The organism is Streptomyces erythrochromogenes, assembly GCF_036170895.1.
Taxonomy (GTDB): Bacteria; Actinomycetota; Actinomycetes; order Streptomycetales; family Streptomycetaceae; genus Streptomyces; species Streptomyces erythrochromogenes.
On the sequence record NZ_CP108036.1, the window covers coordinates 5,773,304 to 5,797,312 of the forward strand.

Sequence of the window (24,009 nt, forward strand, 5' to 3'; positions counted from 1 at the left end):
GTCGCGGCTGTCGTGATCAGAGCAAGGGTGCCATGCCGGTGGCGCACGCCCTTCCGAATTCCCGCCCGCTCCCCGTGGGCCGGCCCGGCGCTAGAGCTGGTAGCCGAGCACCGTCATCATCCCGGACTCCGAGTGGTAGACGTTGTGGCAGTGCGCCATCCACAGCCCCGGGTTGTCGGCGTCGAAGTCCGCCGTCAGCCGCCCGCCCGGCAGGACGATCGCGGTGTCCTTGCGCGCCCCGCCGGGCTCCGTGCCCAGCGCGAAGGTGTGCCCGTGCAGGTGCACCGGATGCCACATCGGGGTCGCGTTGCGGAACTCCAGCCGGACCCGCTCGCCCGCCTTGACCGGATGCCGCTGGTCCGGCGTGTACGGCTTGCCGTCGAAGGCCCAGTTGTAGCGGGTCATGGAGCCCGTCAGCCGGATCCGCACCGTACGGTCCGGCTCGCGCCGCGCCAGTACGGCCGCACCGGCGGCCCGCAGCGCGCCCGCCATCAGCGGCCGTGCCTCCAGCTCGGCCGGCCGGGTCGCCGCCGTGGGGGCCGTGCCCGTCCCGGTGCGCAGTACCGCGAGCGCCGACCCGTCCTTGCCCTCCGCCAGCGCGGTGAGCGGGAACACCCCGTCCTGGGCGGTGACCAGGACGTCGTAGCGCTCGCCCATGCCCAGCAGCAGTGAGCGCGTCGTGGCGTGCTCCACCGGGAAGCCGTCGGTGTGGGTGACCGTCAGTTCGTGGCCGCCGAGGGCGATCCGGAAGGCGGTGTCCCCGCCGGCGTTGACGATGCGCAGCCGGATCCGGTCCCCGGGGCGGGCGGTGAAGACGGACGGGTCCTCCGGGACCCGTCCGTTGACCAGGTAGTGCGGGTAGACGACGTCGCCCGCGTCCTTGCCGAGGACGTCGCTCTCGCCGCCCATGAAGACGTACTTGCGCCCGTGGGCGGCGCCCGCGCCCTGCGTGCTCATGCCTTTGCGGAGCTCGGCGAGGACGGCATCCGGGGTGGCCCCGTCCACCCCGTCGATCCAGTCGTCGAGGACCACCACCCACTCCTTGTCGTAGGACAGCGGCTCCTTCGGGTCCTCGACGATGAGCGGCGCGTACAGGCCGCGGTCCTGCTGCACCCCGGTGTGCGGGTGGAACCAGTACGTCCCCGGATGCGTGACGGCGAACTTGTACGCGAAGGACCCGCCCGGGGCGATGTCCCGCTGGGTCAGCCCCGGGACCCCGTCCATGTCGTTGCGCAGCGCGAGGCCGTGCCAGTGCAGGGAGGTGGCCTCGGGGAGGTTGTTGGCCAGGGTGAGGGAGAGGGTGCCGCCCGCGGTGGCGCGGACCTCCTGGCCCGGCAGCCGGTCGCCGTACGCCCAGGAGCGCACGGTGCGCCCGCCGCCGAGGTCGAGCGTGGTGGCGGTGGCGGTGACCTTGACCTCGGTGAGCGGGCCGGTGGCCCCGCGGGCTGCCTCGGCGGCCCGGACCTCGGGACCGGCCGGGTCGACGTACCCCTCGGGCCCGTCGGCCTTCGGGCCGCCGTGGTGCATGGAGCCGTGGCCCGTGCGGGAGTCCGCGGCGGAGCCCGGGGAGCCGGCGGTGCCCGCGGGCCCGGAGCAGGCGGCGAGCAGCCCGGAGCCTACGGCGGCAGCGGCGGCGCCGAATACGGAGCGGCGGGTGGGGAGACAGCGCAAGGGAGCACCTCGGGGTGTGGTCGGACGGGTTCACGGGCGCGGTCCGGCGGCGCCGCGCGGCGAACCACGGGAACGTCGGCGCGGCAGCGGCAGCGGTAGCAGCAGCGGCACGGCGATGCGGCAAGCGGTACGGCGACCGGGCCGCGGCGACTGCGGTGCGGCGGTGGCGTGACAGCGCGGGGCCGACGCCGGGGCCGGGCCTATATCCGCAGTACCGCCGACCGGACGGGGAGGTCGAGGGCGGCGGCCGCGGTGGGAACGGCGGGGCAGCCGAACCCGGTGCGGCCCCTTCCGGTTCCGGACAGCGCCGCTCGGGCGGCCGGCTCCGGCTCCGGAGCAGGTTCCTGGGCCGCTCCGCGCACCTGCGGCGGGGTGGCGGGGGTGTGGTGAGCGCCACCGCGCGCAGCCGCACCGGAAGCCCCTGCCGAGGCAACGCACCGGCCCGGGGACACGTCCTCCATGGCGTGGGGCTCGGCAGGAGGGCCCGGGGACAGCAGGGTGACGGCGCCCAGCAGCATCGCGGCGAGCAGCAGCAGCCGGGGCCCCGGGGCGGCTCGCCGAGCACTGCGCGTCATGGCCGGAACCCTACCCGGGGTGGGTGTCCGATCGGCGGAGGACCGACCCCGAGCTTGATTAGGATTAGTCAGACTATGTCCCCATACGGACTCACTCCGCGCACCGCCCGGCCGGTCGCCCTCCTGATCGGCCTCGCCGCCGCGGCGTACACCGCGTGGGTGCTCGAAGTCGTCCTCTCCACGGGCCTCAACCCCATCGAGACGTACGTCAGCGAACTCGCCGCCCAGGACCAGCCGCTCGGCGGCCTCTTCCGGGCCACCGACTTCACCGCCGGGATGCTCGCCTTCGTCGGCGGCCTGCTGGCCCTCATACGGCTGCTGAAGTACGCCGAGTCCCGCCGCCTCTGGGCGGTCGCCGGCTGGGCCGGGGTCACCCTCTTCGGCGCGGCCACCGCGGCCGACGCCTGGCTCCCGCTGAGCTGCACGCCCACCGCGGACCCCGAATGCGCCGCCCGGGAGACCGCCGGGCTGGTCCCCGCCACCCACCAGGCCCATGCCGTCAGCAGCACCCTCGCCATGACCGGGGCCCTCGTCGGGCTCGTGGCCCTGACGGTCGCGGCCCGCCGCTACGGCTGGTTCGCCCCGCTCGCCCGCTACGGCCCCGCGCTGGTCGTCCTGGAACTGCTCGCCACCGCCTGGACCCTGTCCGCCATCGCGATGTTCACCGCCGGACGCGGTACCTGGGCGCTCGGCGCCGGTCAGCGGCTCCAGGTCCTGCTCGTGGCAATCTGGCTGGGCCTGCTCGCCTACTCCGTCCACAAGGAACGCCGCACGTGACCGCGCACGAGCCGTACGAGCCCTCGTACTCCGGGGGGAAGGGCCCGGGCCTGTTCCTCAACGTCGACGGGACCGCGCTGCAGGTCGTCGTCGAGGGCCGGGGCCCCGTGTGCGTGCTCAGCGCCGGACTCGCCATGGCCTGGTTCGACTGGGACGCCGTCGCCGCGCTACTCGTCGCCGAGGGCTGCACCGTCGTCCGCTTCGACCGGCCCGGACACGGTCTGAGCGCCCCCGCCACCGCACCGCCCACCACCGCCGGGGAGGCCCACCGGATCGCCGGACTCCTCGACGCGCTGGGACACGGAGGGCCCGCGGCCGCCCCGGTCACCGTCGTCGGGCACTCGATCGCCGCCTTCCACACCGAGGGCTTCGCCCGCCTGTACCCGGAGCGCACCGCCGCCCTGGTCCTCCTCGACGCCAGCGTCGAGGAGGATCCCCGTACGGTCCTGCCCGCCGCGCTGCGCACCGGCGCCGCCCGCGTCCTCGGCCGGGCCGTGACCGCCGCCGGGTTGCCGGCCGCACTGGGTCCCGCCGTCCGGCGCGCCACCGTACGGGCTTCCCGCACGGGCGGCGGCGACCCGGCCGCGCCGGACCTCGTACGCCGCTGCTACCGCACCGGCCGCGTCTGGCGCGGAGCCCTGCTGGAGAACTCCCGCTACCTGGACATGGCCGCCGAACTGGCGGCGCTGCGCCGCACCCGCCCGCTGACCGCCCCCACCACCGTGCTCGCCGGTCACGACGGAACGTCCGGCCGCGGCGCGCTGCGCTGGCTGGCCCGCCAGGCGGACCTCGCCGACCGGCTCGGCGCCCGCTTCGAGGTCGCCGAGCCCGCAGGCCACCTGGTCATGCTCGACCGTCCGGACCAGGTGGCCCGGACGGTCGTGGAGACGAGTGAGCGGGAGCGGGAGCCGGAGCGGCGGGACGTGTACTGACGGGCCACGGGCCACGGGCTCCGTGCCCCGTCAGCGCCGGGCGTAGACCTTCTCGACGAAGCCCGCCAGCTGGTCCTCGGACAGGTGCTGGGCCAGGTCGGCCTCGCTGATCATGCCGACCAGCTTCTTGTCCTTGATCACGGGCAGCCGCTTGATCTGGTGGCTCTCCATCTCGTCCAGCACGGCGGACACGTCCGCGCCGGCGTCGATCCAGCGCGGCGTGCCCTTGGCCATGTCCCCGCACGTCATCTTCGACGGGTCCAGGCCCTTGGCCACGCAGTTCACGACGATGTCGCGGTCGGTGATGATGCCGCACAACCGCTCTTCGGAGTCGCTGATGGGCAGCGCACCCACATTGAGCCGGGCCATCAGCTCGGCGGCCCGGTCGAGGGTCTCGTGCGCCGGGATCCACTGGGCCCCGGGGTGCATGATGTCTGCGGCGGTGGTCATGACTGAACCTCCTGAGCACGCCGTTCACGGCCGGGTGCGGGCGCGCCCGGCCGGGCGTCCCCACCGGGATGCGGCCGTTCGGCCCACCCCACGACCCCCGAACGGCGGAGCACACGCCCGTACGGGTGAGAGGGCGCCTCCCACCACCGTACGAGCGTGTCCCGTCAGCCGCGCGGTGTGGCTCCGCGCTGCTTCAGCATGTCCGCCATGAGGGTGAGCTCCGAGCGCTGCGCGTCGACCATGCCCTGCGCCAGCTCCCGCTCGACGGGGGTCACGCACTGCTGCGCGCACCCCTCGGCCATCGTCACGCCACCCTTGTGGTGGTCGGTCATCAGCTGGAGGAAGAGCACCTCCGCGTCCCGCCCCGAGGCGGCCCCGAGCTGCTCCAGCTCCTCCTTGGTGGCCATGCCGGGCATCAGCGCGCCGGGCTTGGCGGGGCCGTGCCCGGCGTGCCCGCCGTGGCCCGCCGAGCTCCCCATCCACGACATCGGCGGCTCGCCGGCCACCACCTTCGGCAGCCCCCACAGGTCCAGCCAGCCGAGCATCATGCCCCGCTGGTTCGCCTGGGTGTTGGCGATGTCGTAGGCGAGAGTGCGCACCGCCTCGTCCTGGGTGCGGTCCCGCACGATGAAGGACATCTCCACCGCCTGCTGGTGATGGACCGACATGTCCCGCGCGAAACCGGCGTCGGCGGAGTGCAGCCCCGGTGTACGGGGCTCCGCAGGAGGCGCCGGCGAACCGGATCCCTTCGCGGCGGCGACCGTGGCCGCCGCCGCGAACAGCAGCGCCAGCAGGACGGCCGTGCCCGCGACCCAGTACGTACGGGGTATCGCGCGGCTCACTTGCCGGCCACCCCGCTCGTGCAGGCCGCGCCCGGCTCCGGCGTCTGCTCACCCTGCACGTACTTGGTGAAGAACTGCGCCACCCGCGGGTCGTCCGCCTGGTCCACGGTCAGCTGCTTGCCCCACGCGCTGAGCACGATCGTGCCGGCCTGCTCCTTGACCGGGCTCATCAGCGTGTACGGGGTCTTGCCGACGGTCGCGGCGAGCTTGTCCACGTCGGCCGGGGCGGCCTTGTCGTTGTACGTCACCCAGACGGCGCCGTGCTCCAGCGAGTGGACGGCGTTCACCTCGGGCACCGGGTTCTTGTAGACGTCGCCGTTGCAGTTCATCCAGCGGGGGTGGTGGTCACCGCCGACCGGCGGGTTCATCTCGTACTTCACCGGCGTCTCGACGTGGTTGCGGCCGAGGTTCTTCACGTCCCAGAGCTTCTCGCCCTCGACCGGCTTCTTGCGGATCTCCTCCGCCTCCTTGCGGAGCTTCTCCGCGGCAGCCGCCTTGCGCTGCTCCTCCTGCTTCTGGTCGATCAGCACCCAGGCCCCGAAACCGACGAGACCGACGACGACGGCCGACGAGACGGTGATCGCGATCGCCTTGTTGCGCCGCTCCCGGGCCTTCTCGACGCGGCGCATCTCGGCTATCCGCGCCTGGCGGGAGTTCGGGTCGGTGTGCTGGGGGGTCCTGCCGGACTTGCTGGCCATGTGCCCTGGTTCCTTCTTCTGATGAGGGGGGTGGACGGAACGCAAACCGGACCCGTCAGGTCCGCAGCACCTGGAGAACATGCAGGTCAGGGGCGCGCGCCAGCGCCTCGGGCGCCCGGACCAGACCCGCCGCCGTCGCGTGCGCGGCGGCCTGCGGACCACTGCCCGGCACGGTCACGGCGGGCGGCGGCACGGGCAGCACGGCCGGGGTCACGTGCGCGAGGGGAGAGCAGCCGGGCAGGTCGTACGGGGACGCGCAGACGGCGTGCGCCGTGCCGTGCGCCAGCGCCTCGGAGGCGGAGTGCGGCTCACCCGGGCGCGCGCAGAGGAACAGCGCGCCGGCCAGCACTCCGAGGACCGTCAGCAGGACGGCACGCCGGAGCGCGGAACGTCCGTGACGCCCCCGCTGCGTGTACTCCCGGCCCCCCATGGGCGCAGATGGTAATGCTCATGACCGGGCCGAGGTCAGTGCGGGGGTGCCACGACCTTTCGCGGGTGCGTAATGTGGCGGAAACCACCACTGGCGATACTGAGCCGGCCCGAGTGCGCCGCGACCGGTCAGGCGGTGGTGCACAGGCCGTCTGAACTGCGAGGATGAAGGCATGGACAAGCAGCAGGAATTCGTCCTCCGGACGCTTGAGGAGCGCGACATCCGCTTCGTGCGCCTGTGGTTCACCGACGTACTGGGCTTCCTCAAGTCCGTCGCGGTCGCCCCCGCGGAGCTGGAGCAGGCCTTCGACGAGGGCATCGGCTTCGACGGCTCCGCCATCGAGGGCTTCGCACGGGTCTACGAGTCCGACATGATCGCCAAGCCGGATCCGGGCACGTTCCAGATACTGCCGTGGCGCGCCGAGGCCCCCGGGACCGCCCGGATGTTCTGCGACATCCTCATGCCGGACGGCTCCCCGTCCTTCGCGGACCCGCGCTACGTCCTCAAGCGCATCCTCGCCAAGACCTCCGACCTGGGCTTCACCTTCTACACCCACCCGGAGATCGAGTTCTTCCTGCTGAAGGACAAGCCGCTGGACGGCACCCGCCCGGTCCCGGCCGACAACTCCGGCTACTTCGACCACACCCCGCAGAACGTGGGCATGGACTTCCGCCGCCAGGCGATCACCATGCTCGAATCGATGGGCATCTCGGTGGAGTTCAGCCACCACGAGGGCGCCCCGGGGCAGCAGGAGATCGACCTGCGCTACGCCGACGCCCTCTCGACGGCCGACAACATCATGACCTTCCGCCTGGTCATGAAGCAGGTCGCGCTGGAGCAGGGCGTCCAGGCCACCTTCATGCCGAAGCCGTTCTCGGAGTACCCGGGCTCGGGCATGCACACCCACCTCTCCCTCTTCGAGGGCGACCGCAACGCCTTCTACGAGTCGGGCGCCGAGTACCAGCTCTCGAAGGTGGGCCGCTCCTTCATCGCGGGCCTGCTGCGGCACGCCGCCGAGACGGCCGCGGTCACCAACCAGTGGGTCAATTCCTACAAGCGCATCTGGGGCGGCTCCTCGCGCAGCGCCGGCGCGGGCGGCGAGGCCCCCTCGTACATCTGCTGGGGCCACAACAACCGCTCGGCCCTGATCCGCGTCCCGATGTACAAGCCGGGCAAGACGGGCTCCTCCCGCGTCGAGGTCCGCTCGATCGACTCGGGCGCCAACCCGTACCTCACGTACGCGGTCCTCCTGGCGGCCGGCCTCAAGGGCATCGAGGAGGGCTACGAACTCCCGGCGGGCGCCGACGACGACGTCTGGGCCCTCTCCGACGCCGAACGCCGCGCGATGGGCATCGAACCCCTCCCGCAGAACCTCGGCGAGGCCATCTCCCTGATGGAACGCAGCGAACTGGTCGCCGAAACCCTCGGCGAGCACGTCTTCGACTTCTTCCTCCGCAACAAGAAGCAGGAGTGGGAGGAGTACCGCTCGGAGGTCACGGCCTTCGAACTCCGCAAGAACCTCCCGGTGCTGTAACCGCAGGTCAGCGGCTATATCCCAGTCACACGGCACCCCGGGCCGGCGGCACTCAGCCGCCGGCCCGGAGCCGTGTGCCCGTTGCGGGATCTCGGGCTCTTCGCTCCCCCCACCGGATGCCGGGCGACCGGCTTTGCTCGCCTATGGTTTCGGAGTCGATCATGAGACGGTGAGCAGCGAGGGGGGCGCGAACGTGCGCGGATGGAAGGGCGCAGTGGGGGCCGTGGGGCTGGCCCTGCTGCTTGCGGGGTGCGGCGGTGACGCATCGGAGCCGGAGTCGGAGCTGCTCGGCAAGGACACCGGGATCCGGTACGACAAGTCCCAGGTGCCCACGGTCCAGAACATGACCTGTGACCGGAAGCGGGGCTCGATCCGGTACGGGCTCAACGCCCACAAGGACGAGTCCCTGCCCGCGTACAAGGGGGAGAAGGACTCCGAGGACTACGTCTGCCACGGCCCGGACCGGATCAGTCTCGCCATCGAGAACCGGACGGTCGCGGTACCGCACATCGCAGCCGAGTACGACCTCTACGGGGCCGTTCCGGATCCGCTCAAGACCGTCAAGACCGTGTACGGCGAATCCCTGGCGGGGGACGACGAGCGCACCCTGGTCGGCGAGGCGGAGACGGTCACCACCAAGACGGCCGCGATCACCTGCCAGAAGAACGTCTGGAAGACCTTTCCCATGACCACCTGCCTGTGGGCGAACCACGGCGCGGTCGGCGCGGTCGACTTCTTCCCGCCTGCGGGCCGGCACCCCGAGATTGCGGAAGCAGTCGCCCGGACCAAGGAACTCATCGCGACCGGCCTGGTCGCCTCCCCGCGCTGACCTCGGCCGGACGACGCACCGGGCGTCCGGAGTCGGTTGCTGCTCAGTCGGTGGCGCGGGGCGACAGCACCGTGGATGCGGTGGCGTGGTCCGCGCAGGCGGCCCACCAGCTGTCGCCCACGGCGGAGCTGACCCGCACGCTCCAGACCGCGGGGTGGGAGCACGGGGCGGCCCAGGTGCACTCGCCCCGCGCGGAAGCGGTGCCGGCCCCGTGGTTGTCCGCCGCCCACTCGCACTTCTCTCGGAGTTCCATGGGCGCCATTGAAGCGGAATCGCGCCCTGGTGTTCAGCGCATCCAGAAGAAGATGGTGTCCTCGGTCCGGCCCGCCTGCTTCGTCCGCTCCCACTCATCGGCCTCGGCCCGCATGGGGTTCAGCAGGACCTGTGCCGTCTCGCGGACTTCGGGGTCGAGGCGGTCCAGGACCGCCTCGTACGCCCGGACGAGTTCTGCTGCGCGGGAGGCCGGGAAGGTGCTCATGGACGGGAGGGCGTCGCCCGGGTGCGGGAGGCGGATCGGCGGGCCCGCGAACAGGAGTGCGGCGGGTGCCAGGTCGGCCGGGACCCCGTGGCTGGTCATCTCCTCGTCGACGGTGTGGAACCAGGAGGGCCGCCGCCAGTAGCCCAGGTCGTAGGTGTCGGAGAAGTTCACCGCCACCAGTGCCTGGAAGGCGTACCTGTATCCGGGCTCCATGTCCGCGCTGGGGCTGCCGGCCAGCAGTTCCTCCAGGGCCTGGACGACCGGCACGTCCAGCGTGATGCCCTGGTCTTCGAGGCGGGCGTCGATCTGCGCGCACCGCTCCCGTGCGACGCCGAGGACGCGGTCCTGTTCGGGCGTCCGCTCCACCGCCGTCAGCAGCCGGATCACGTCCCGCATGTCGCCGGTGCTCATCTCCAGGTTCCCCATGGCCCCATCCCTCCGTAAGTCGACAGGAGTTCATGATCGTTGATTCGGGCGGGGACTAGGACCAATGGCGCATGGCGCCGAAGGGGGCGGGTGGGGAGAGTGGGGGGATGGAACCTCTCGACGACGCCCGTACCGATGCCTACCTGCGCCGCCTGGGGGCGGTGCGGCCCGAGCGGGCCACCGGCGGCTCGCTGCGCGAGCTGCACCTGCTCCATCTGCGGACCGTGCCGTTCGAGAACCTGGCGATCCACCTCGGCGAGGAGATCGCGCTCACCCGCGACGCCCTCTTCGACAAGATCGTGACCGCCGGGCGCGGTGGCATCTGCTACGAACTGAACGGCGGGTTCGCCGAGTTGCTGGGCACCCTCGGGCACCGGGTGGAGCTCCTCCAGGCGCGGGTGTACGGCAAGGACGGCGGGCCGGGGATCCCGTACGACCATCTCGCGCTGCGCGTCGACGGGCGCTGGCTCGCCGACGTGGGCTTCGGCGAGCACAGCACGTACCCCCTCGACCTGGACGAGACGGGCGAACAGAAGGATCCCGGCGGGGTGTTCCTCGTCAGGGCGGCCGGGGACGGTACGGAAGGCGACCTCGACGTACTGCGCGACGGCGTGCCCGCGTACCGGCTGGAGACCCGCCCCCGGGCGCTCGCCGACTTCCGGACCGGTGCCTGGTGGCACAGCACCAGCCCCGAGTCCGGCTTCACCAGGGGCCCGGTCTGCTCCCGGATCACCGAGGACGGCGGCCGGATCACCCTGCGGGACCGCACCCTCATCGCCACCTCGGCGGACGGCGACCGTACGGAGGAGGAGCTGGCGACCGACGACGAGGTGCGGGCGGCCTACCGCGGCGAGTTCGGCATCGTGCTCGACCGGCTGCCCGTGGCGCTCCACCCCCGGCCCTAGCGGCGTGTACAGGGGGGCGTGCAGGGGGGCGCGCGTTGTCGAAACGATACGGCCGCGGGCATTGGAGTGAACTGCCGTTCCCGGCGGTGCCCCCGAGCTGTTGGACCGGCCGACGCGCACATTCACCAGCGCGTCGTCGTTCCACAGATCCTTAGGGGAGTCATGCGTATTCGTTCTGCTGTCACCGCGTCCGTCCTGGCCGCCGGCATCCTGCTGGGCGGGGCCGGTGCCGCTCTGGCCAACGACGGGGTCGACATCGACTACTTCTCCGGCGGTCGCGCTGGCTACTCGTCGAACTGCTCCTCGCTCGCCGCGGTGCCCGCCAGCCGCCCGGCGTTCACGGGCCCGATCTACACCTCGACCTGTGTCGCGGACGGCGAGCAGGAGTGGGCGAAGGGTCACCACCTGGGCGCCTGACCCCGGCGGCCCGCGTCGCGGGGGCGGACCGACACCCACGTCGGCCGCCCCCGCGGCGTGCGCAAACCTTTGGGGAGAACTTTGCCCGGTACGTCGCATGGGACCCGCCCGGCGCGTGCAGGCGAACTGGTGGAACCCGTACCGCGCAGCCCGAGGACCCCTGCATGGCCGTACACGCCGTTCGTCCGCTCACCCGGGCGATCCCAGCCCCCGAGCACGTCTGGTACGCCTCCTACGGCTCCAACATGCACATGGACCGCCTCGCCGCGTACATCTCCGGCGGCGCCCCGCCGGGGGCGACGCACGCCCACCCGGGCTGCCGCGACCGGCGGGCGCCCGAGCGCTCGGTCCCGGTCGAGCTCGACGGCCGGCTGTACTTCGCCACCGAGTCCCTGGTGTGGACCGGCGGACGGGGCTACTACGACCCCACCGCCCCCGGCCGGCTCCGCGGGCGGGCACACCTGGTGACCGCCGGCCAGCTGTCCGACATCGCCGCGCAGGAGATGGCCCGGGAACCCGGTGCGGACCTCGACCTCACGACCGTCCTGCGGGACGGCAGCCACGCCCTCGGCCCCGGCCGGTACGAGACCCTCGTCTGCCCGGGCACGATCGACGGGATCCCCGTGGTGACCTTCACCGCTCCGTGGACCCTCCGCGACGTCGAACTGCGCACCCCGGCCGCCGCCTACCTGCGCCACCTGGCCGCCGGCCTCCAGGACTGCGGCCCCTGGACGCGACAGGACACCGCCGAATACCTCTCCACCTGCCCCGGCGCCGCCGGCACCTGGACCGCCGACCGCATCCACGCCCTCCTGGCCACCCCCTAGGCGTCAGCGGACCGCGCGGTGCCAGGCGGGGCGGGTGGGGGTGGACGGGATGGTGAAGGTGTGGAGTTCGGCGTCCAGGCCGAGGACCGTCGTGGTCGTCGTGCCGCCCGGCTCCAGGACGGCCGCCGGGGCGCCCGCGAAGAGCATGCGGGATTCCGCCCAGGCCGGGGGGCCGCCGAGGCCGGAGGTGCTGACCGTGCCGCTGTCCGCGCGGCCCGCCACGTGGCGGCCCGCGGCGCCGACCGCGCCGTAGCCGGCCCGCCCGCCCGCCTCCGTGACGGAGGAGACCTGGGGTTTGGTCGCGGGCCCCGCCGTGACCACGGCGGTGCGCACCACCCCCGAGTCGGGCCGCCGGAAGTACAGGCGGACGCCCGGGCCGTCCGGGGAGGCCGTCAGTGGGACCGTCGTGGCCGGCAGGCCCGTCGGCGAGGGCCCGCGCAGCGGGCCGTCCGCGCCCGCCTGGGTCCACGCCAGCACCGAGGTCGTGGTCGTCGCGTACACGTGCCGCCGCCCGGCGGTGTCGACCGCCGTGACCGGGTCGCTCTGCAGGTCCTCGCCGCCGAGGCGCTGCCAGGGGGAGAAGCCGCCGTCCGGCTGCTGGGCGACGGCGCGCAGGGTGCGGCGGGAGTCGCGGAGGTAGACCGTGAGGAGGCCCCGCGCGTCCACCGCGGCCGCGGGGGCGCTGATCGCCGAGGTGCCGTCGTCGTCGCCCTTCTCGGGGGTGCCGAGCGACTGCCACGCGCCGAACGTCCCGTCGGGCGAGACCTGGACGGCGTACACGACCTCGCGCCGGTAGTCGGAGGGAGCGGGGCCGAGGACGGTGCGGGTGGCGAGGACGGCGACGCGGCCGTCGGGCAGCCGGGCGGCGGTCGCCCCCGGGTCGATGCCCGTGCCCGCGAGGAAGACCGGCTTCTCCCAGACCCCGCCGGCATCGCGCCGCCAGTACGCCATGCGGCCGTCCAGCACGGTGAAGGCCCAGAGGGTGCCCGGTGCCCCCTCCGTCAGCCACGACGCGTTGTCGGCGCGGGTGTAGCGCAGCGACTGGGCCCAGTTGCGCCCGGTCGGGTTGCCCGCGACCTTGCGGTCGCCGCAGCCCGAGGGGCTTCCGCAGTGGTCCTGGTGGTCCTGCCAGGCGTAGGTCCGCAGGTAGTCGGTCTTCGTCTCGGCCGTCTGCGGGTCCAGCGAGTGCGGGAGCGTGCTGTTGTGGTAGCCGAGGTAGCTCTGGACCGAGAAGTGCGGGCGCCGCTGGACCTGTTCGGCGTAGGCGGTGGTGGCGGCCTGCACGAAGCGGGCGCCGTACATGTGGTCCTGGTGGTCGGTGAAGCGGCCGGTCTCCCCGTACCGGCCGGGCGTCGGGTCCTGCATCCGTATCGTCGTGGGCCGGTACTGCTCCAGGACCCCCGCTATCGCCTGTATCAGCTGGTCCTTCGTGTACGAGAAGCCCTGCTTGACCGGGGTCCCGGAGGTCAGCTGGGACTCCAGCGCGGGTATCCGGCCGTTCCACAGGCCGCGCAGGCTCTCGGGGGTGTCCTGGCCGGTGCTGCGGGCCTCGCGCAGCATCAGCCACACCAGGTTGACCTGCGGTTTGGCTATGAGCACGTCGACTTCGGCGCGGCCCCCGCCGGCCGTGGGCACGACCGTACGCCGCCACGCGCTGGTGCGGTCGCCGGTGGCCATCTGGGCGTAGGCGGAGCGGATGCCGTTCTGCCGGGCCTCCGCGTAGTGGGCGCGGTCGGCGGGCTGTTCGGGATCCCTGGCCGCGTCGCCGTGCGCCTCGTTGCGGCCGTCGGACTCGCCCGAGGTGAGGTAGGCCGTGGTGACCTGGGTGCCGGAGCGCAGGGAGCGGCTGAGGTCGGGGTTCATGAAGAACAGGTCGTCGTCGGGGTGCGCGACGACCTGGACGACCGAGCCGGTGGTGACGCTCGCGGGCAGGACGACGGTCGGGTTCTTCCCCGGGGTGGCCCCGGCGGAGGTCTGCTGGCCGGAGGCCACGGAGAGTACGCCGGTGGTGCCGGCTGTCAGCACGGTGAGCAGGGCCGCGAAGCGGCGACGGGTCAACGGCATCGGGCACGCCTTGGGTTCGTTCCGGGCAGGAGAAATGACTGAGCAGTCAAAGAGAGGCCGAATGGGCGAACTTGGTTCACCGAAGCGGCCGATGACTCCTGGCTTCCGGAGAAGACCGGGTAAGTGCCGCCAAAGCGGAGGTGGTTCGTCCGCTCCGGGCGTCCGGAGCACCCGCCCTACGGAGCGGCGTTGCGCGGGCCGACCGGCTGCCACGGCGCCAGGTACGCGTCCGGGGCGTCCGCCGACGAGGTCACGTACAGCCGCGCGTCGAGCCCCACCACCGCCAGACTGACCATGTTCCTCCCGGTCGTCGTGGAGGAGGGTGCGCCGACGAACATCAGCGGGGACCGCCCCCACGGCCGTCCCGGCCCGACCTCCGAGCCGAGCTGTCCGCCCGCCGTGCGGCCCGCCAGCACGTGCCCGCTCGCCGTCACCGAGCCGAAGCCGTTCAGCCCGCCGAGGTCGGTCATGTTGTTCACCTTCAGCCCGTCGTCGGCCGTCATCAGGGCCGTACGGACGTTGCCCGAGCCGGGTTTGCGGAACCACAGCCGCACCCCGCCCTCGCGGCCCACCGCGGTCAGCGGGAGCGTGGTGTCCGGCAGCCCGGTGGCCGTGACGCGGCCCAGCGGGGCGCCCGGCTTCGGCTGCGCCCAGCCGACGACCGTCTTCGACGTCGCCGACAGGACTATGCGCCGCCCCGCGCCGTCGATCGCGGTGACCGGGGCGCCGTGCAGGTCCTCGCCGCCGAGCTTCTCCCAGGGCCCCCAGCCGCCGTCCGGCTGCTGCACCCGGCCGCGCAGGCCGTACGCGCCGTCGCGCACGTACGCCGCCAGCTGCCCGGTGCCGTCGACCGAGACGGCCGGCGCGCTGATGTCGGAGGTCCACGTCTCGTCCGCGGCCTCGGGGGTGCCGAGCGACTGCCACTCCCCGAACCCGTCCGCCCCGGGCTGCTTCTGGACCGTGTAGACGACCTCGCGCTTGTAGTCGGCGGGCCGGGCCCCGAAGGAGGTGCGGGTGCCGAAGACCGCGATACGGCCGTCCTTCAGCGTCACGGCGCCGGCGCCCGGGTCCATTCCGGTGCCGGGCAGCAGGTCCGGGCCCCGCCAGGGGCCGACAGGGCCGGACCGGTGCCAGACGGCGACCTGGCCGTCGAGCACCTTGAAGGCCCACAGGCCGTGGTCCTTGTCGGAGGTCAGCCAGTCGGTGCCGGTGCCGCGGGCGTAGTTGACGGTGTCCGTCCACCGGTTGCCCGCCGGCTTGTCGGACACCTTCAGGTCGCCGCAGCCGGCGTTGCTGCCGCAGTGGTTCTGCCGGTCGAGCCAGGCGTAGGTGTCGAGGCTGTCCAGCTTCTCCTTGGCCTCCTGCGGGTCCAGGGCGCTGGGGAGGGAGCCGTTGAAGTAGCCGACGTAGTTCTGCACCGCGAAGTGCGGCCGGTCCTTGACGTCCTTCGCGTAGGCGGCGGTGGCCATCTGCACGAAGCGGGCGCCGTAGAAGTGGTCCTGGTGGTCGGTGTACTGCTTGGTGTCCGGGTACCGGCCGGGGGTCGGGTCCTGGAAGCGGACGGTGGTCGGCGTGTACTGCTCCAGGACCCCGACGAGGGTCTGGACGACCTGGTCCTTGGAGTACGCGAACCGCTGCTTGACCGGGGTCCCGGAGGAGAGCATCGACTCCAGGCGGGCGACCTTGCCGTTCCACAGGCCGTGCAGGCTGTCGGGCACGTCGGCGTAGCCGTGGCCGGCCTCGCGCAACTGCAGCCAGACCAGGTTGACCTGGGGTTTGGCGACGAGGACGTCGACCTCCGCGTGGCCGCCGCCCTTCGTCGGGACGACGGTGCGCTGCCAGGCGCTGGTGCGGTCGCCGGTGGCCATCTTGGCGTAGGCGGCGCGGATGCCGTTCTGGCGGGCCTCGGCGTAGGCGGGCTTGTCGGGGGCCGTGGTCGCCCCCTTGGCGGGCGTGGCGTTGATGCCGTCCGCTTCGCCCGCGGTGAGGTAGACGGAGGCCACGGGGTGGCCGGCGGATATCGAGTAACGCAGGTCCGGATTCATGAAGTACAGGTCGTCGTCGGGGTGCGCGACGATCTGGACGATGCGGCCGGGGTCGGGTACGGCGCCGGTGGCCGGCGGCGGCGCGACGGCAGGGGTGTGGGCGGCCAGGCCGGCGAGGGCCTCGTTGCCGCGGAGCACGAGCATGCCGGTGGCGGCGGTGGCCGCGCAGAGGGCGACTACCTTGACGAGGCCGGCCCACCGGTGGCGGCGCGCCGCCCCTCGCCCGGCCGCCGCTTCGGCACCGGCGCGCCGCCGCCGTTGCGCTGCGGCCGCTCCGGCTTGGCCGACGCCCTCCGCCTGCGGCGAGGCTCCGCGGGCGAGCCGGGCGGCCTTGCCCTGCGCCTGCGCCTGCGCCTGCGGCGAGGCTCCGCGGGCGAGCCGGGCGGCCTTGCGGCCGGGCTGTTCCGGCGGTGCGGCTTCGGCTTCGCCCTGTGCCTGCGGCGAGGCTCCGCGGGCGCGCCGGGCGGCCCTGCCCTGCGCCTGCGCCTGCGGCGAAGCCCGGCCAGCGAGCCGGGCGGCCTTGCGGCCGCCCCGCGGTACCTGCTGTGCGGTGGGTGCCCCTGCCGGGCCGCCGGCGGGTCCGGGTCCGGCCTCCGTCTCGTCGGCCGAGCGTGCCGCCCGGCGGCCGCCGCTGGTCCCGGGATCGGCTTGCGCCCCCGCCGGGCCCGCCGCGCGGCCTCGGGGGCCGCGCCTTCGTCGTCCGACTGCGCGGGGTCGTCGGCGGCTACGGCCTCGGCCGCACCGACCGGGACCCGGGGCTCCGCAAACGCCGCCTGATGGGACGGATAGGCCTGGTACGCCTGCTGAGTCTGCTGCGCTCGCTGGGGTCCATGGGCCTGCAGTGGCAGGAAGTCCTGCTGTGCTGGGTACGGATACTGCAATCCATGCGCCTCCTGCGGCTGTTGGTGCCCGTAGGTGTGCTGGACCCGGCCCGGGTGGGTCGGGTACGGCTGTTGGAACTCCTGCGCCTGCGGCGGCAGACCGTTCTCCTCGGGCCATCCGCTCGGGGCATGGTGAAACTCACGTACAGGTTCGGGGTGTTGGTGCTGGTGGGGCAGGTGGGCCTGGTGGTACTGCTGGGGCTCCTGGTTCCACGCGTACTGCCGTTGCTGCTCGTACGACGCGTACTGCCCGTACGACGGATCGGCTCCCGGTGCTCCGCCCGGCCAGGGCCTCGGCCCCGGCGGGACACCGTCGCCCGCGGTGGGACCGGGGCGGGGGTGTCCGTCGGACATGGGGCTCCTCGTGGCCGGTCGGCGGGGAGCGGGCCCCATTACGCCATAAGTATTCGGATAATCCGATAATCCACGTCATGGTACGTCCCGGTGAGTCGAACGCCTGCTCCGGCTAGGCTCGACCCAGGCAGGTCAGGGCAGTGCAACGCGCACACCAACGCAGAGCCAAGGCAGTACCAGCGACGACCGCGGGAGGCGGCGGGATGACGGTCCCGGGACGCAGGAGCAGCACCTTCATCCGGCTGCTCCGCAGCGGTTTCACCGACCCCTCCGCAGCCGCCCGGCTGCTCGACTCCGAGGCGCTCGCCGCCGTGCGCGCCGATCCCGTACTCCTCGACGCCCTCGGCGCGACCGCCGACCCCGACCTGGCCCTGCGCGGGCTGGTCCGGCTCGCCGAGGCGCAGCCCGACGGCGAGCTCCCCGGGCTCCTCGACACCCTCGTCAGCGCCAAGCCCCTCCGCGACCGCCTCCTCGGCGTACTCGGCGCCTCCGAGGCCCTCGGCGACCACCTGGCCCGCCACCCCCGCGACTGGCGCGGCCTCGTCACGTACGAGGCCGCCGACCTGCACCCGGGACTCCCCGAGTTCGAGCGCGGCCTCGCCGACGCCCACGACCCCGTCGCCCTGCGCGTCTCCTACCGCCGCTGCCTGCTCTCCATCGCGGCCCGCGACGTCTGCGGCACCATCGACGTCGCCCAGACCGCCGCAGAGCTCGCCGACCTCGCCACCGCCACCCTGCGCGCCGCCCTGCGCATCGCCTCAGCCGCCGCCCCCGAGGACGCGGCGCTCTGCCGCCTCGCCGTCATCGCGATGGGCAAGTGCGGCGGCAACGAGCTCAACTACGTCTCCGACGTCGACGTCATCTTCGTCGGGGACGCGGCCAACGGCGCGGATGAGGGCAAGGCGCTCCAGGCCGCCACCCGCCTCGCCTCGCACCTGATGCGGATCTGCTCCGAGACCACCGTCGAGGGCACCATCTGGCCCGTCGACGCCAACCTCCGCCCCGAGGGCCGCAACGGCCCCCTCGTCCGCACCCTCGCCTCCCACCTGGCCTACTACCAGCGCTGGGCCAAGACCTGGGAGTTCCAGGCCCTCCTCAAGGCCCGCCCCGTCGCCGGCGACGAGTCCCTGGGCGCCGAATACATCGCCGCCATAAGCCCCCTGGTCTGGCAGGCCGCCGAACGCGAGAACTTCGTCGCCGACGTCCAGAAGATGCGCCGCCGCGTCGTCGACAACATCCCCGCCGCCCAGGTCGACCGCGAACTCAAGCTCGGCCCCGGCGGCCTGCGCGACGTCGAGTTCGCCGTCCAACTGCTCCAGCTCGTCCACGGCCGCAGCGACGCCACCCTGCACTCCGGCACCACCCTCGACGCCCTCCACGCCCTCGCCGCCGGCGGCTACGTCGGCCGCGCCGACGCCGCCCAGCTGCACGACGCCTACCGCTTCCTGCGCGCCATGGAGCACCGCATCCAGCTCTACCGGCTGCGCCGCACCCACCTGGTCCCCGAGGACGAGAACGACCTGCGGCGCCTGGGCCGCTCCATGGGCCTGCGCACCGAACCCGTCGCCGAACTCAACAAGGCCTGGCGCCGGCACGCCTCCGTCGTCCGGCGCCTGCACGAGAAACTCTTCTACCGGCCGCTGCTCGACGCCGTCGCCCAGCTCACCCCGGGCGAGACCCGGCTCTCCCCGCGCGCCGCCGGCCAGCGCCTCGAAGCCCTCGGCTACGCCGACCCGGCCTCGGCCCTGCGCCACCTCGAAGCCCTCGCCTCCGGCGTCACCCGCAAGGCCGCCATCCAGCGCACCCTGCTGCCGGTGATGCTCGGCTGGTTCGCCGACTCCGCCGACCCGGACGCCGGCCTGCTGAACTTCCGCAAGGTCTCCGACGCCCTCGGCAAGACCCCCTGGTACCTGCGCCTGCTGCGCGACGAGGGCGCCGCCGCCGAGAACCTCGCCCGCGTGCTGTCCGCCGGACGCCTCGCCCCCGACCTGCTGATGCGGGCCCCCGAGGCGGTGGCCCTGCTCGGCGACCCCGAAGGCCTGCAGCCCCGTACGCACGAGGCCCTCCAGCAGGAGGTCCTCGCCGCCGTGGGCCGCGCCGAGAACCCGGAGACGGCCGTCGCCGCCGCCCGCGGCGTGCGCCGCCGCGAGCTCTTCCGCACCACCGCGGCCGACATCATCGGCTCCTACGGTACGGAGGACAACCCGGCCGAGGAGGACCACGGAGCCCTGGTCGACCGGGTCGGCGGAGCCGTCTCCGACCTCACCGCCGCGACGCTCGCGGGCGCCCTGCGCGCCGCCGTGCAGTCGCACTTCGGCGACACCCTGCCCACCCGTTTCGCCGTCATCGGCGTCGGCCGCTTCGGCGGACACGAACTCGGCTACGGATCCGACGCCGACGTCCTCTTCGTCCACGAACCCCGCGAGGGCGTCGACGAACAGGAGGCCGCCAAGGCCGCCCAGACCGTCATCGCCGAGATGCGCCGGCTGCTCCAGCTGCCCACCGCGGACCCGCCGCTGCTCATCGACGCCGACCTGCGCCCCGAGGGCCGATCCGGCCCCCTGGTGCGCACCCTGGCCTCCTACGCCGCCTACTACCGGCGCTGGTCGCTGACCTGGGAGAGCCAGGCGCTGCTGCGGGCCGAGCCGGTCGCCGGCGAGGAGGAGCTCGGCCGCCGCTTCATCGAGCTGATCGACCCGCTGCGCTATCCCGCGCAGGGCCTCGGCGAGGACGCCGTACGGGAGATCCGCCGCCTCAAGGCCCGGATGGAGTCGGAGCGGATGCCGCGCGGCGCCGACCCGACCCTGCACACCAAGCTGGGCCGCGGCGGCCTCAGCGACGTGGAGTGGACCGTCCAGCTGATCCAGATGCGGCACGCCTGGACCGAACCGGGCCTACGGACCACCCGAACCCGCGAGGCCCTCGCGGCCGCCCACGCGGCCGGACTCATCCCGACCGACGAGGCGCAGATCCTGGACGAGGCCTGGGTCCTGGCGACCAGGGTCCGCAACGCGGTGATGCTGGTACGCGGCCGTGCCGGCGACACCTTCCCGTCCGAGGCCCGCGAACTGGCGGCGGTCGGCCGCTACCTCGGCTACGCGGAGGGCACGGTCGGCGAGCTGCTGGACGACTACCGCCGCATCACGCGCCGCGCCCGCGCGGTGGTCGAGGAACTCTTCTACGGGGGCTGAACGGCCTCTCCCGCGGCTGACGAAACGGAACGGCGGACGGCGGACCCCGTGAGGGGGCCGCCGTCCGCCGTTGCCGGGTGGCGCGGGTGTCAGCGGGCCGTGCCGAAGTCCTGGGTCCAGTAGTGGTTCGGCTGGGCGAGGCCGATGCCGATCTCCTTGAAGGAGCAGTTCAGGATGTTCTCGCGGTGGCCGGGGCTGTTCATCCAGCCCTCCATGACCTTCTCGGGCGTGCTGTAGCCGTAGGCGACGTTCTCGCCGTACGTGCTCCATGCGTAGCCGGCGCGGGTGATGCGCGCGCCCGGGTCGGAGCCGTCGGAGCCCGTGTGGGACATGTTGCTGTTGGCGGCCATGTCCGCGCTGTGGTCCTGCGCGGCCTTCGTGAGCTTCGCGTTCAGGGTGACGGCCTGGCATCCGGCGGCGGCGCGCTCCTGGTTGACCAGGGCGAGGACCGCGGCGACGGAGCCGGAGGCGGCCGGCGCGGGCGAGGTCTTCGGCGGCTGCGGCGCCTGCGGCTTCTTGGTGACCGGCGGCTTCGCGGGCTGCGGCTGTGCCTGCGACGGCTGCGAGGGCTGCGCCTGCGGGGGCTGGGCCTGCGGCGGCTGGGAGGGCTCCTCGACCGGCTGCGCGGGCACCGTGGGGCTGCTCGGCGTCGTCGGGACGTCCACCGGGACCATGAGGTCCGGGTTGCCCGAGGGCTGGTACTGCCACGGGCGCTGCGCCTGGTGGCTCGCGGTACGGGTACGGCCGGTGTCGTCGCCGCCCGTGTCGAAGCAGGCCATGGCGGCCGTGGGGACACCCACGATTCCGAGAGCGCTGACCCCGATGATTATCTTCCGGTACTGCTTCTTCTTCCGATGCTTCTGCATGCGTGACCCCATTCGGTGTTCGCGAAGCTTCCGACGCCGGAACTGCGGGACGCCGGAATGGTCGACATTCTTAGAAGCCCGCCATTGGCCTGGCAAGTTTCCGTTTCGCGGTCACACAGGGGATTCGGCACGCAGCTTGAAACGGGCCGTTGATCGTGCATGGTCACGATCTGGTCACTGGCACAACCATGTGATGTGTATTCAGGAGCGGCCGTGACCAGGGAAGTAGGGGGTGGGTCGGGCGGTAGCTGAGATTCCGTTCCCGTAGGAGAGGGGAATGTCGAATCCAAAACGGACAAATGTCGAAATGTCGATGGGTTGGCGCGCCCGAGAAGTCCTCCGGCGTCGAGGTTCCCGTCGTGACGCATGTCACGCAACCAGGCGCCGGATCGTGGCGTCGGGGCCCGCACCGCCCGCGAGGGGCGCTACGAGAACCTGCCCCCATTCCCCGCGGCCCATTCGGAGGAATTGCCGAACCTGTAAATGATCAGGGCGGGGGTGAGGGCGGGCGTGATCGTCCGACGTAATTCCTTCGAGCGGTCCCGGTGGTGTTCGTGCCTCCAGGTGGTTGCGGGTGCCGGGCAGGGTCGGCCGCGGTACGGGTAATGCATGACGCAGAAGAAGGACAAGGCCGATGGCGGGGCGAATGGGCGCCGGAGGCAGCCGAGTACGACGACCGCCGCGCTCGCGGGGGCGCTGATCGGCGCCCTGGCCGGCCTTACCGGGAGCACGCTCGCCTACTTCGAGGCCAAGGACACCCGTCGGGAGGAGGCGCAGGCCCGCCGGTCGGACATCCGCCGGGCCGCCTACGTGGAACTCGCGGCGACCGCGAACAAGTACGTGCAGCAGTCCACCCAGCTGCTGACCCTCAGCCTCGACCCGACCAAGACCGCGCAGGAGAGACGGCGCCAGTTCGAGGGCGGGTACGCGCCGGCCAACACGGACCTTGCGCGGGCCCTCACGACGGCCCGCCTCGTGGCACCGCCCGAGGGGAGGAAGGACCTGGCGGCGATCAACGCGCGCTCCGAGCGCGTGGGCGAGCTGGCGACGGACTGGTACGCCAAGGGCCCCGAAGGCGTGGACGTGGCGAAGGCCGACGCCGAGTTCGCCGAGGCGGTACGGGTGCAGCTGGCCGCACTGCAGTCGTTCCTGGACCGGGCCGCCGACGAATCGCTGTAGCCCGCGGCTCAGGCGGCGGCCGCCGTCCCGGCCGTCGGCGGCGGCGCGCAGCTGCCGCAGTGGCCGGGGGTGGGGGAGCGGAAGGCGCGTTCGCAGCCGTCGCACGTGCGGAGGGGGTGGACGGTGCGGTCCGGGCCGGCCGGGTGGGGCGCCCGGGGATCCGGCAGGCGGGGCGGGAGCAGTTCCCGCAGGCGGTGGGCGAGCAGCGCGGCGGGGGAGTGGATCGTCTGCGTCGGGAGCGAGCGCGTGAGGGCCGCGGTGACGGCGCTCGGGGCGAGCCCGCGCTCCAGCCATTTCGCCGCGGCGGGCGCCAGCCGTACGGTGTCCCGCTCGGACAGCGTCAGCCGTGGATCGCGCAGGCGCAGCCGGGCCAGGAGTTCCCGCGCCTCCGACTCGGCCTCGGGGGTGACGGTTTCGGCCGCGGGTTCCCGTTCGGGCTCAGGCTCCGGGTCCGGGTCCGGCTGGGGGGTCGGCTTCGGCTCGGGGTGCCGGGGTGGGTCCCGCCGTTCGCGGCTCGCCTCGGCCATCGCGGGCGGGTTGTTGTACGAGACCGTGCAGGTCACGACGCGTCCCGTCGGGAGCCGCTCCTGGAAGCGGGCTAGGTAGCCGTGCAGCTCCAGCTCGCGCAGGGCGGTGGCGATGCGGACCTCGCCCTCCGGGAAGCGTTCGGCGAGGGCCTTGATGGTCACCTTGGAGCCGGTCGGGAGCGACTGGATGTGCGTGGCCAGGCCGATCGCCGCCATGCTCAGCTCGCGGTGCTGGGCGAGATGGTTGCCGATCTTGACGTAGCCGCGACGGTGGTCGTGGTTGACGTGCCGGATACCCGACGGGACGCGCGAGGGCGCGCTAAGCTGCTGGTCAGCCATGGGGAAGGCGTTCACTTCCGCTGTGGTCAGGCCCTCGCCCGGGATTGCCGTCCCGGCCGGGGGCCGAATGCGTTTATGGGGTTGTCGGGAGTCAGAGTGCCCGGCGAATTGGCGTACGCGCCAGCCCAGTTGGGGTGATTCACCCGACCGGGTGAGAGGGGAGGGGGGAGGTATGGAAGGTCATTTCCCCCGGTGGTTAGTCTTTAGGCGTCGTGAGAGACCGGATATTGATCCACCGGGTCGTGGAAACCTCGATCCGGTGAAATCGGACTCGCCACATCAATTTCTGCCCACACCGTCTTCAGTGGCGCCGGCCCGAGATCCGTTCCCCACCGCACGGAGAGCGCGGACACCAGCACCAGCCCCCGTCCCGACTCCGCCTCGGCGTCCGGTGCCCCGCAGTCTGCGGGCGGCTCGAACTCCCGCCGCGTGTCCGACACTTCGATACGGAGCGTAGGCCCGGGCGCGAGGTGCAGCGCGAGCCGGAAGTCCCGCCCGCGCACCCTGCCGTGGGTCACGGCGTTCGCGGCGAGTTCGGCGACGACCTGTGCCGCGTCCTCGAACGGAAGCTCTTGCTCCACGAGTTGGGCCACCGTGAGCGCGCGTGCGGCGCGGGCTCCGCGCGGGGTGGAGGGGAGCGTGGCGACGAGGGAGGTTTCCTGATTCACGTGACTCAGCGTGGCCATCCGTGCGTACCCTGAACAGAGTTGAGGGCGCTGTGTACGACGGTTGTCCAGAGCGGTCCCGTGGTGTCCTCGCGGTCCAAGGGGAG

At 73.0% G+C, this 24,009-nt stretch carries 22 protein-coding genes; 9 read left to right on the plus strand and 13 right to left on the minus strand.

The window, feature by feature from the left end:
- Positions 1-90: 90 nt before the first annotated feature.
- Both OHA91_RS26430 and OHA91_RS26435 read right to left on the minus strand, forming a co-directional pair.
- Positions 91-1,671 carry a multicopper oxidase family protein gene (locus tag OHA91_RS26430; RefSeq protein ID WP_031146215.1) on the minus strand — a complete coding sequence of 527 codons (1,581 nt, stop codon included), beginning with the start codon at positions 1,669-1,671 and terminating at the stop codon, positions 91-93.
- Between the two features lie 200 nt (positions 1,672-1,871).
- Positions 1,872-2,246 carry a hypothetical protein gene (locus OHA91_RS26435; RefSeq protein ID WP_328740153.1) on the minus strand — a complete coding sequence of 125 codons (375 nt, stop codon included), beginning with the start codon at positions 2,244-2,246 and terminating at the stop codon, positions 1,872-1,874.
- A gap of 75 nt (positions 2,247-2,321) precedes the next feature.
- Here OHA91_RS26435 and OHA91_RS26440 point away from each other — a divergent pair, with 75 nt between their 5' ends.
- The gene (locus OHA91_RS26440; RefSeq protein ID WP_031146217.1) at positions 2,322-3,023 is read left to right on the plus strand and encodes a DUF998 domain-containing protein; all 702 of its coding nucleotides are present in this window, start codon (positions 2,322-2,324) and stop codon (positions 3,021-3,023) included.
- Positions 3,020-3,955, plus strand: a complete 936-nt coding sequence (locus tag OHA91_RS26445) for an alpha/beta fold hydrolase (protein WP_408059186.1) — start codon at positions 3,020-3,022, stop codon at positions 3,953-3,955. The genes OHA91_RS26440 and OHA91_RS26445 overlap by 4 nt, the downstream gene beginning before the upstream one ends.
- A 30-nt stretch (positions 3,956-3,985) precedes the next feature.
- Here the strand turns inward: OHA91_RS26445 and OHA91_RS26450 are convergent, their stop codons facing one another.
- The 4 genes from OHA91_RS26450 to OHA91_RS26465 all read right to left on the minus strand — a co-directional run bounded on the left by OHA91_RS26450 (position 3,986) and on the right by OHA91_RS26465 (position 6,375).
- Entirely contained in the window at positions 3,986-4,405 is a 420-nt protein-coding gene (locus OHA91_RS26450) for a CBS domain-containing protein (protein ID WP_266501813.1), read from the minus strand.
- A gap of 164 nt (positions 4,406-4,569) precedes the next feature.
- The gene (locus OHA91_RS26455; RefSeq protein WP_031146223.1) at positions 4,570-5,247 is read right to left on the minus strand and encodes a DUF305 domain-containing protein; all 678 of its coding nucleotides are present in this window, start codon (positions 5,245-5,247) and stop codon (positions 4,570-4,572) included.
- The gene (locus OHA91_RS26460) at positions 5,244-5,876 is read right to left on the minus strand and encodes a DUF3105 domain-containing protein (protein ID WP_051892605.1); all 633 of its coding nucleotides are present in this window, start codon (positions 5,874-5,876) and stop codon (positions 5,244-5,246) included. The genes OHA91_RS26455 and OHA91_RS26460 overlap by 4 nt, the downstream gene beginning before the upstream one ends.
- A 124-nt stretch (positions 5,877-6,000) precedes the next feature.
- Positions 6,001-6,375: a hypothetical protein gene (locus OHA91_RS26465; protein WP_328740154.1), complete on the minus strand. Its 375-nt coding sequence runs from the start codon at positions 6,373-6,375 to the stop codon at positions 6,001-6,003.
- Positions 6,376-6,547: 172 nt separating this feature from the next.
- Here OHA91_RS26465 and OHA91_RS26470 point away from each other — a divergent pair, with 172 nt between their 5' ends.
- Positions 6,548-7,909 carry a glutamine synthetase family protein gene (locus OHA91_RS26470; protein ID WP_031146228.1) on the plus strand — a complete coding sequence of 454 codons (1,362 nt, stop codon included), beginning with the start codon at positions 6,548-6,550 and terminating at the stop codon, positions 7,907-7,909.
- Between the two features lie 169 nt (positions 7,910-8,078).
- The gene (locus OHA91_RS26475; RefSeq protein ID WP_328740155.1) at positions 8,079-8,738 is read left to right on the plus strand and encodes a hypothetical protein; all 660 of its coding nucleotides are present in this window, start codon (positions 8,079-8,081) and stop codon (positions 8,736-8,738) included.
- Positions 8,739-8,781: 43 nt separating this feature from the next.
- Here the strand turns inward: OHA91_RS26475 and OHA91_RS26480 are convergent, their stop codons facing one another.
- Positions 8,782-8,991 carry a hypothetical protein gene (locus OHA91_RS26480; protein WP_266501825.1) on the minus strand — a complete coding sequence of 70 codons (210 nt, stop codon included), beginning with the start codon at positions 8,989-8,991 and terminating at the stop codon, positions 8,782-8,784.
- Between the two features lie 33 nt (positions 8,992-9,024).
- The gene (locus tag OHA91_RS26485; RefSeq protein ID WP_266501828.1) at positions 9,025-9,642 is read right to left on the minus strand and encodes a DUF7691 family protein; all 618 of its coding nucleotides are present in this window, start codon (positions 9,640-9,642) and stop codon (positions 9,025-9,027) included.
- Between the two features lie 107 nt (positions 9,643-9,749).
- Between OHA91_RS26485 and OHA91_RS26490 the strand changes: the two genes are divergently transcribed.
- The 3 genes from OHA91_RS26490 to OHA91_RS26500 all read left to right on the plus strand — a co-directional run bounded on the left by OHA91_RS26490 (position 9,750) and on the right by OHA91_RS26500 (position 11,791).
- Entirely contained in the window at positions 9,750-10,547 is a 798-nt protein-coding gene (locus OHA91_RS26490) for an arylamine N-acetyltransferase family protein (RefSeq protein ID WP_328740156.1), read from the plus strand.
- Positions 10,548-10,709: 162 nt separating this feature from the next.
- Positions 10,710-10,964 (plus strand): hypothetical protein, encoded by a 255-nt coding sequence (locus OHA91_RS26495; protein ID WP_245239974.1) that lies wholly within the window; start codon positions 10,710-10,712, stop codon positions 10,962-10,964.
- 164 nt (positions 10,965-11,128) lie between these two features.
- Positions 11,129-11,791 (plus strand): hypothetical protein, encoded by a 663-nt coding sequence (locus tag OHA91_RS26500; protein ID WP_051892565.1) that lies wholly within the window; start codon positions 11,129-11,131, stop codon positions 11,789-11,791.
- Between the two features lie 3 nt (positions 11,792-11,794).
- On the opposite strand, the gene OHA91_RS26505 is transcribed toward OHA91_RS26500, so the two are convergent.
- Together OHA91_RS26505 and OHA91_RS26510 are read right to left on the minus strand one after the other, a co-directional pair.
- The gene (locus OHA91_RS26505; RefSeq protein WP_266501839.1) at positions 11,795-13,855 is read right to left on the minus strand and encodes a PIG-L family deacetylase; all 2,061 of its coding nucleotides are present in this window, start codon (positions 13,853-13,855) and stop codon (positions 11,795-11,797) included.
- A gap of 176 nt (positions 13,856-14,031) precedes the next feature.
- Positions 14,032-16,044, minus strand: a complete 2,013-nt coding sequence (locus OHA91_RS26510) for a PIG-L family deacetylase (protein ID WP_328740157.1) — start codon at positions 16,042-16,044, stop codon at positions 14,032-14,034.
- Positions 16,045-17,338: 1,294 nt separating this feature from the next.
- Here OHA91_RS26510 and OHA91_RS26515 point away from each other — a divergent pair.
- Positions 17,339-20,326, plus strand: a complete 2,988-nt coding sequence (locus OHA91_RS26515) for a bifunctional [glutamine synthetase] adenylyltransferase/[glutamine synthetase]-adenylyl-L-tyrosine phosphorylase (RefSeq protein ID WP_328740158.1) — start codon at positions 17,339-17,341, stop codon at positions 20,324-20,326.
- An 89-nt stretch (positions 20,327-20,415) separates the two neighbouring features.
- On the opposite strand, the gene OHA91_RS26520 is transcribed toward OHA91_RS26515, so the two are convergent.
- Entirely contained in the window at positions 20,416-21,192 is a 777-nt protein-coding gene (locus OHA91_RS26520; RefSeq protein ID WP_328740159.1) for a CAP domain-containing protein, read from the minus strand.
- A 609-nt stretch (positions 21,193-21,801) separates the two neighbouring features.
- Here OHA91_RS26520 and OHA91_RS26525 point away from each other — a divergent pair.
- Entirely contained in the window at positions 21,802-22,371 is a 570-nt protein-coding gene (locus OHA91_RS26525) for a hypothetical protein (protein WP_328740160.1), read from the plus strand.
- Between the two features lie 8 nt (positions 22,372-22,379).
- Here the strand turns inward: OHA91_RS26525 and OHA91_RS26530 are convergent, their stop codons facing one another.
- The gene (locus OHA91_RS26530; protein WP_328740161.1) at positions 22,380-23,237 is read right to left on the minus strand and encodes a helix-turn-helix domain-containing protein; all 858 of its coding nucleotides are present in this window, start codon (positions 23,235-23,237) and stop codon (positions 22,380-22,382) included.
- A gap of 203 nt (positions 23,238-23,440) precedes the next feature.
- Complete coding sequence (locus OHA91_RS26535) at positions 23,441-23,905, minus strand: ATP-binding protein (RefSeq protein WP_328740162.1); 465 nt, start codon at positions 23,903-23,905, stop codon at positions 23,441-23,443.
- Positions 23,906-24,009 lie beyond the last annotated feature (104 nt).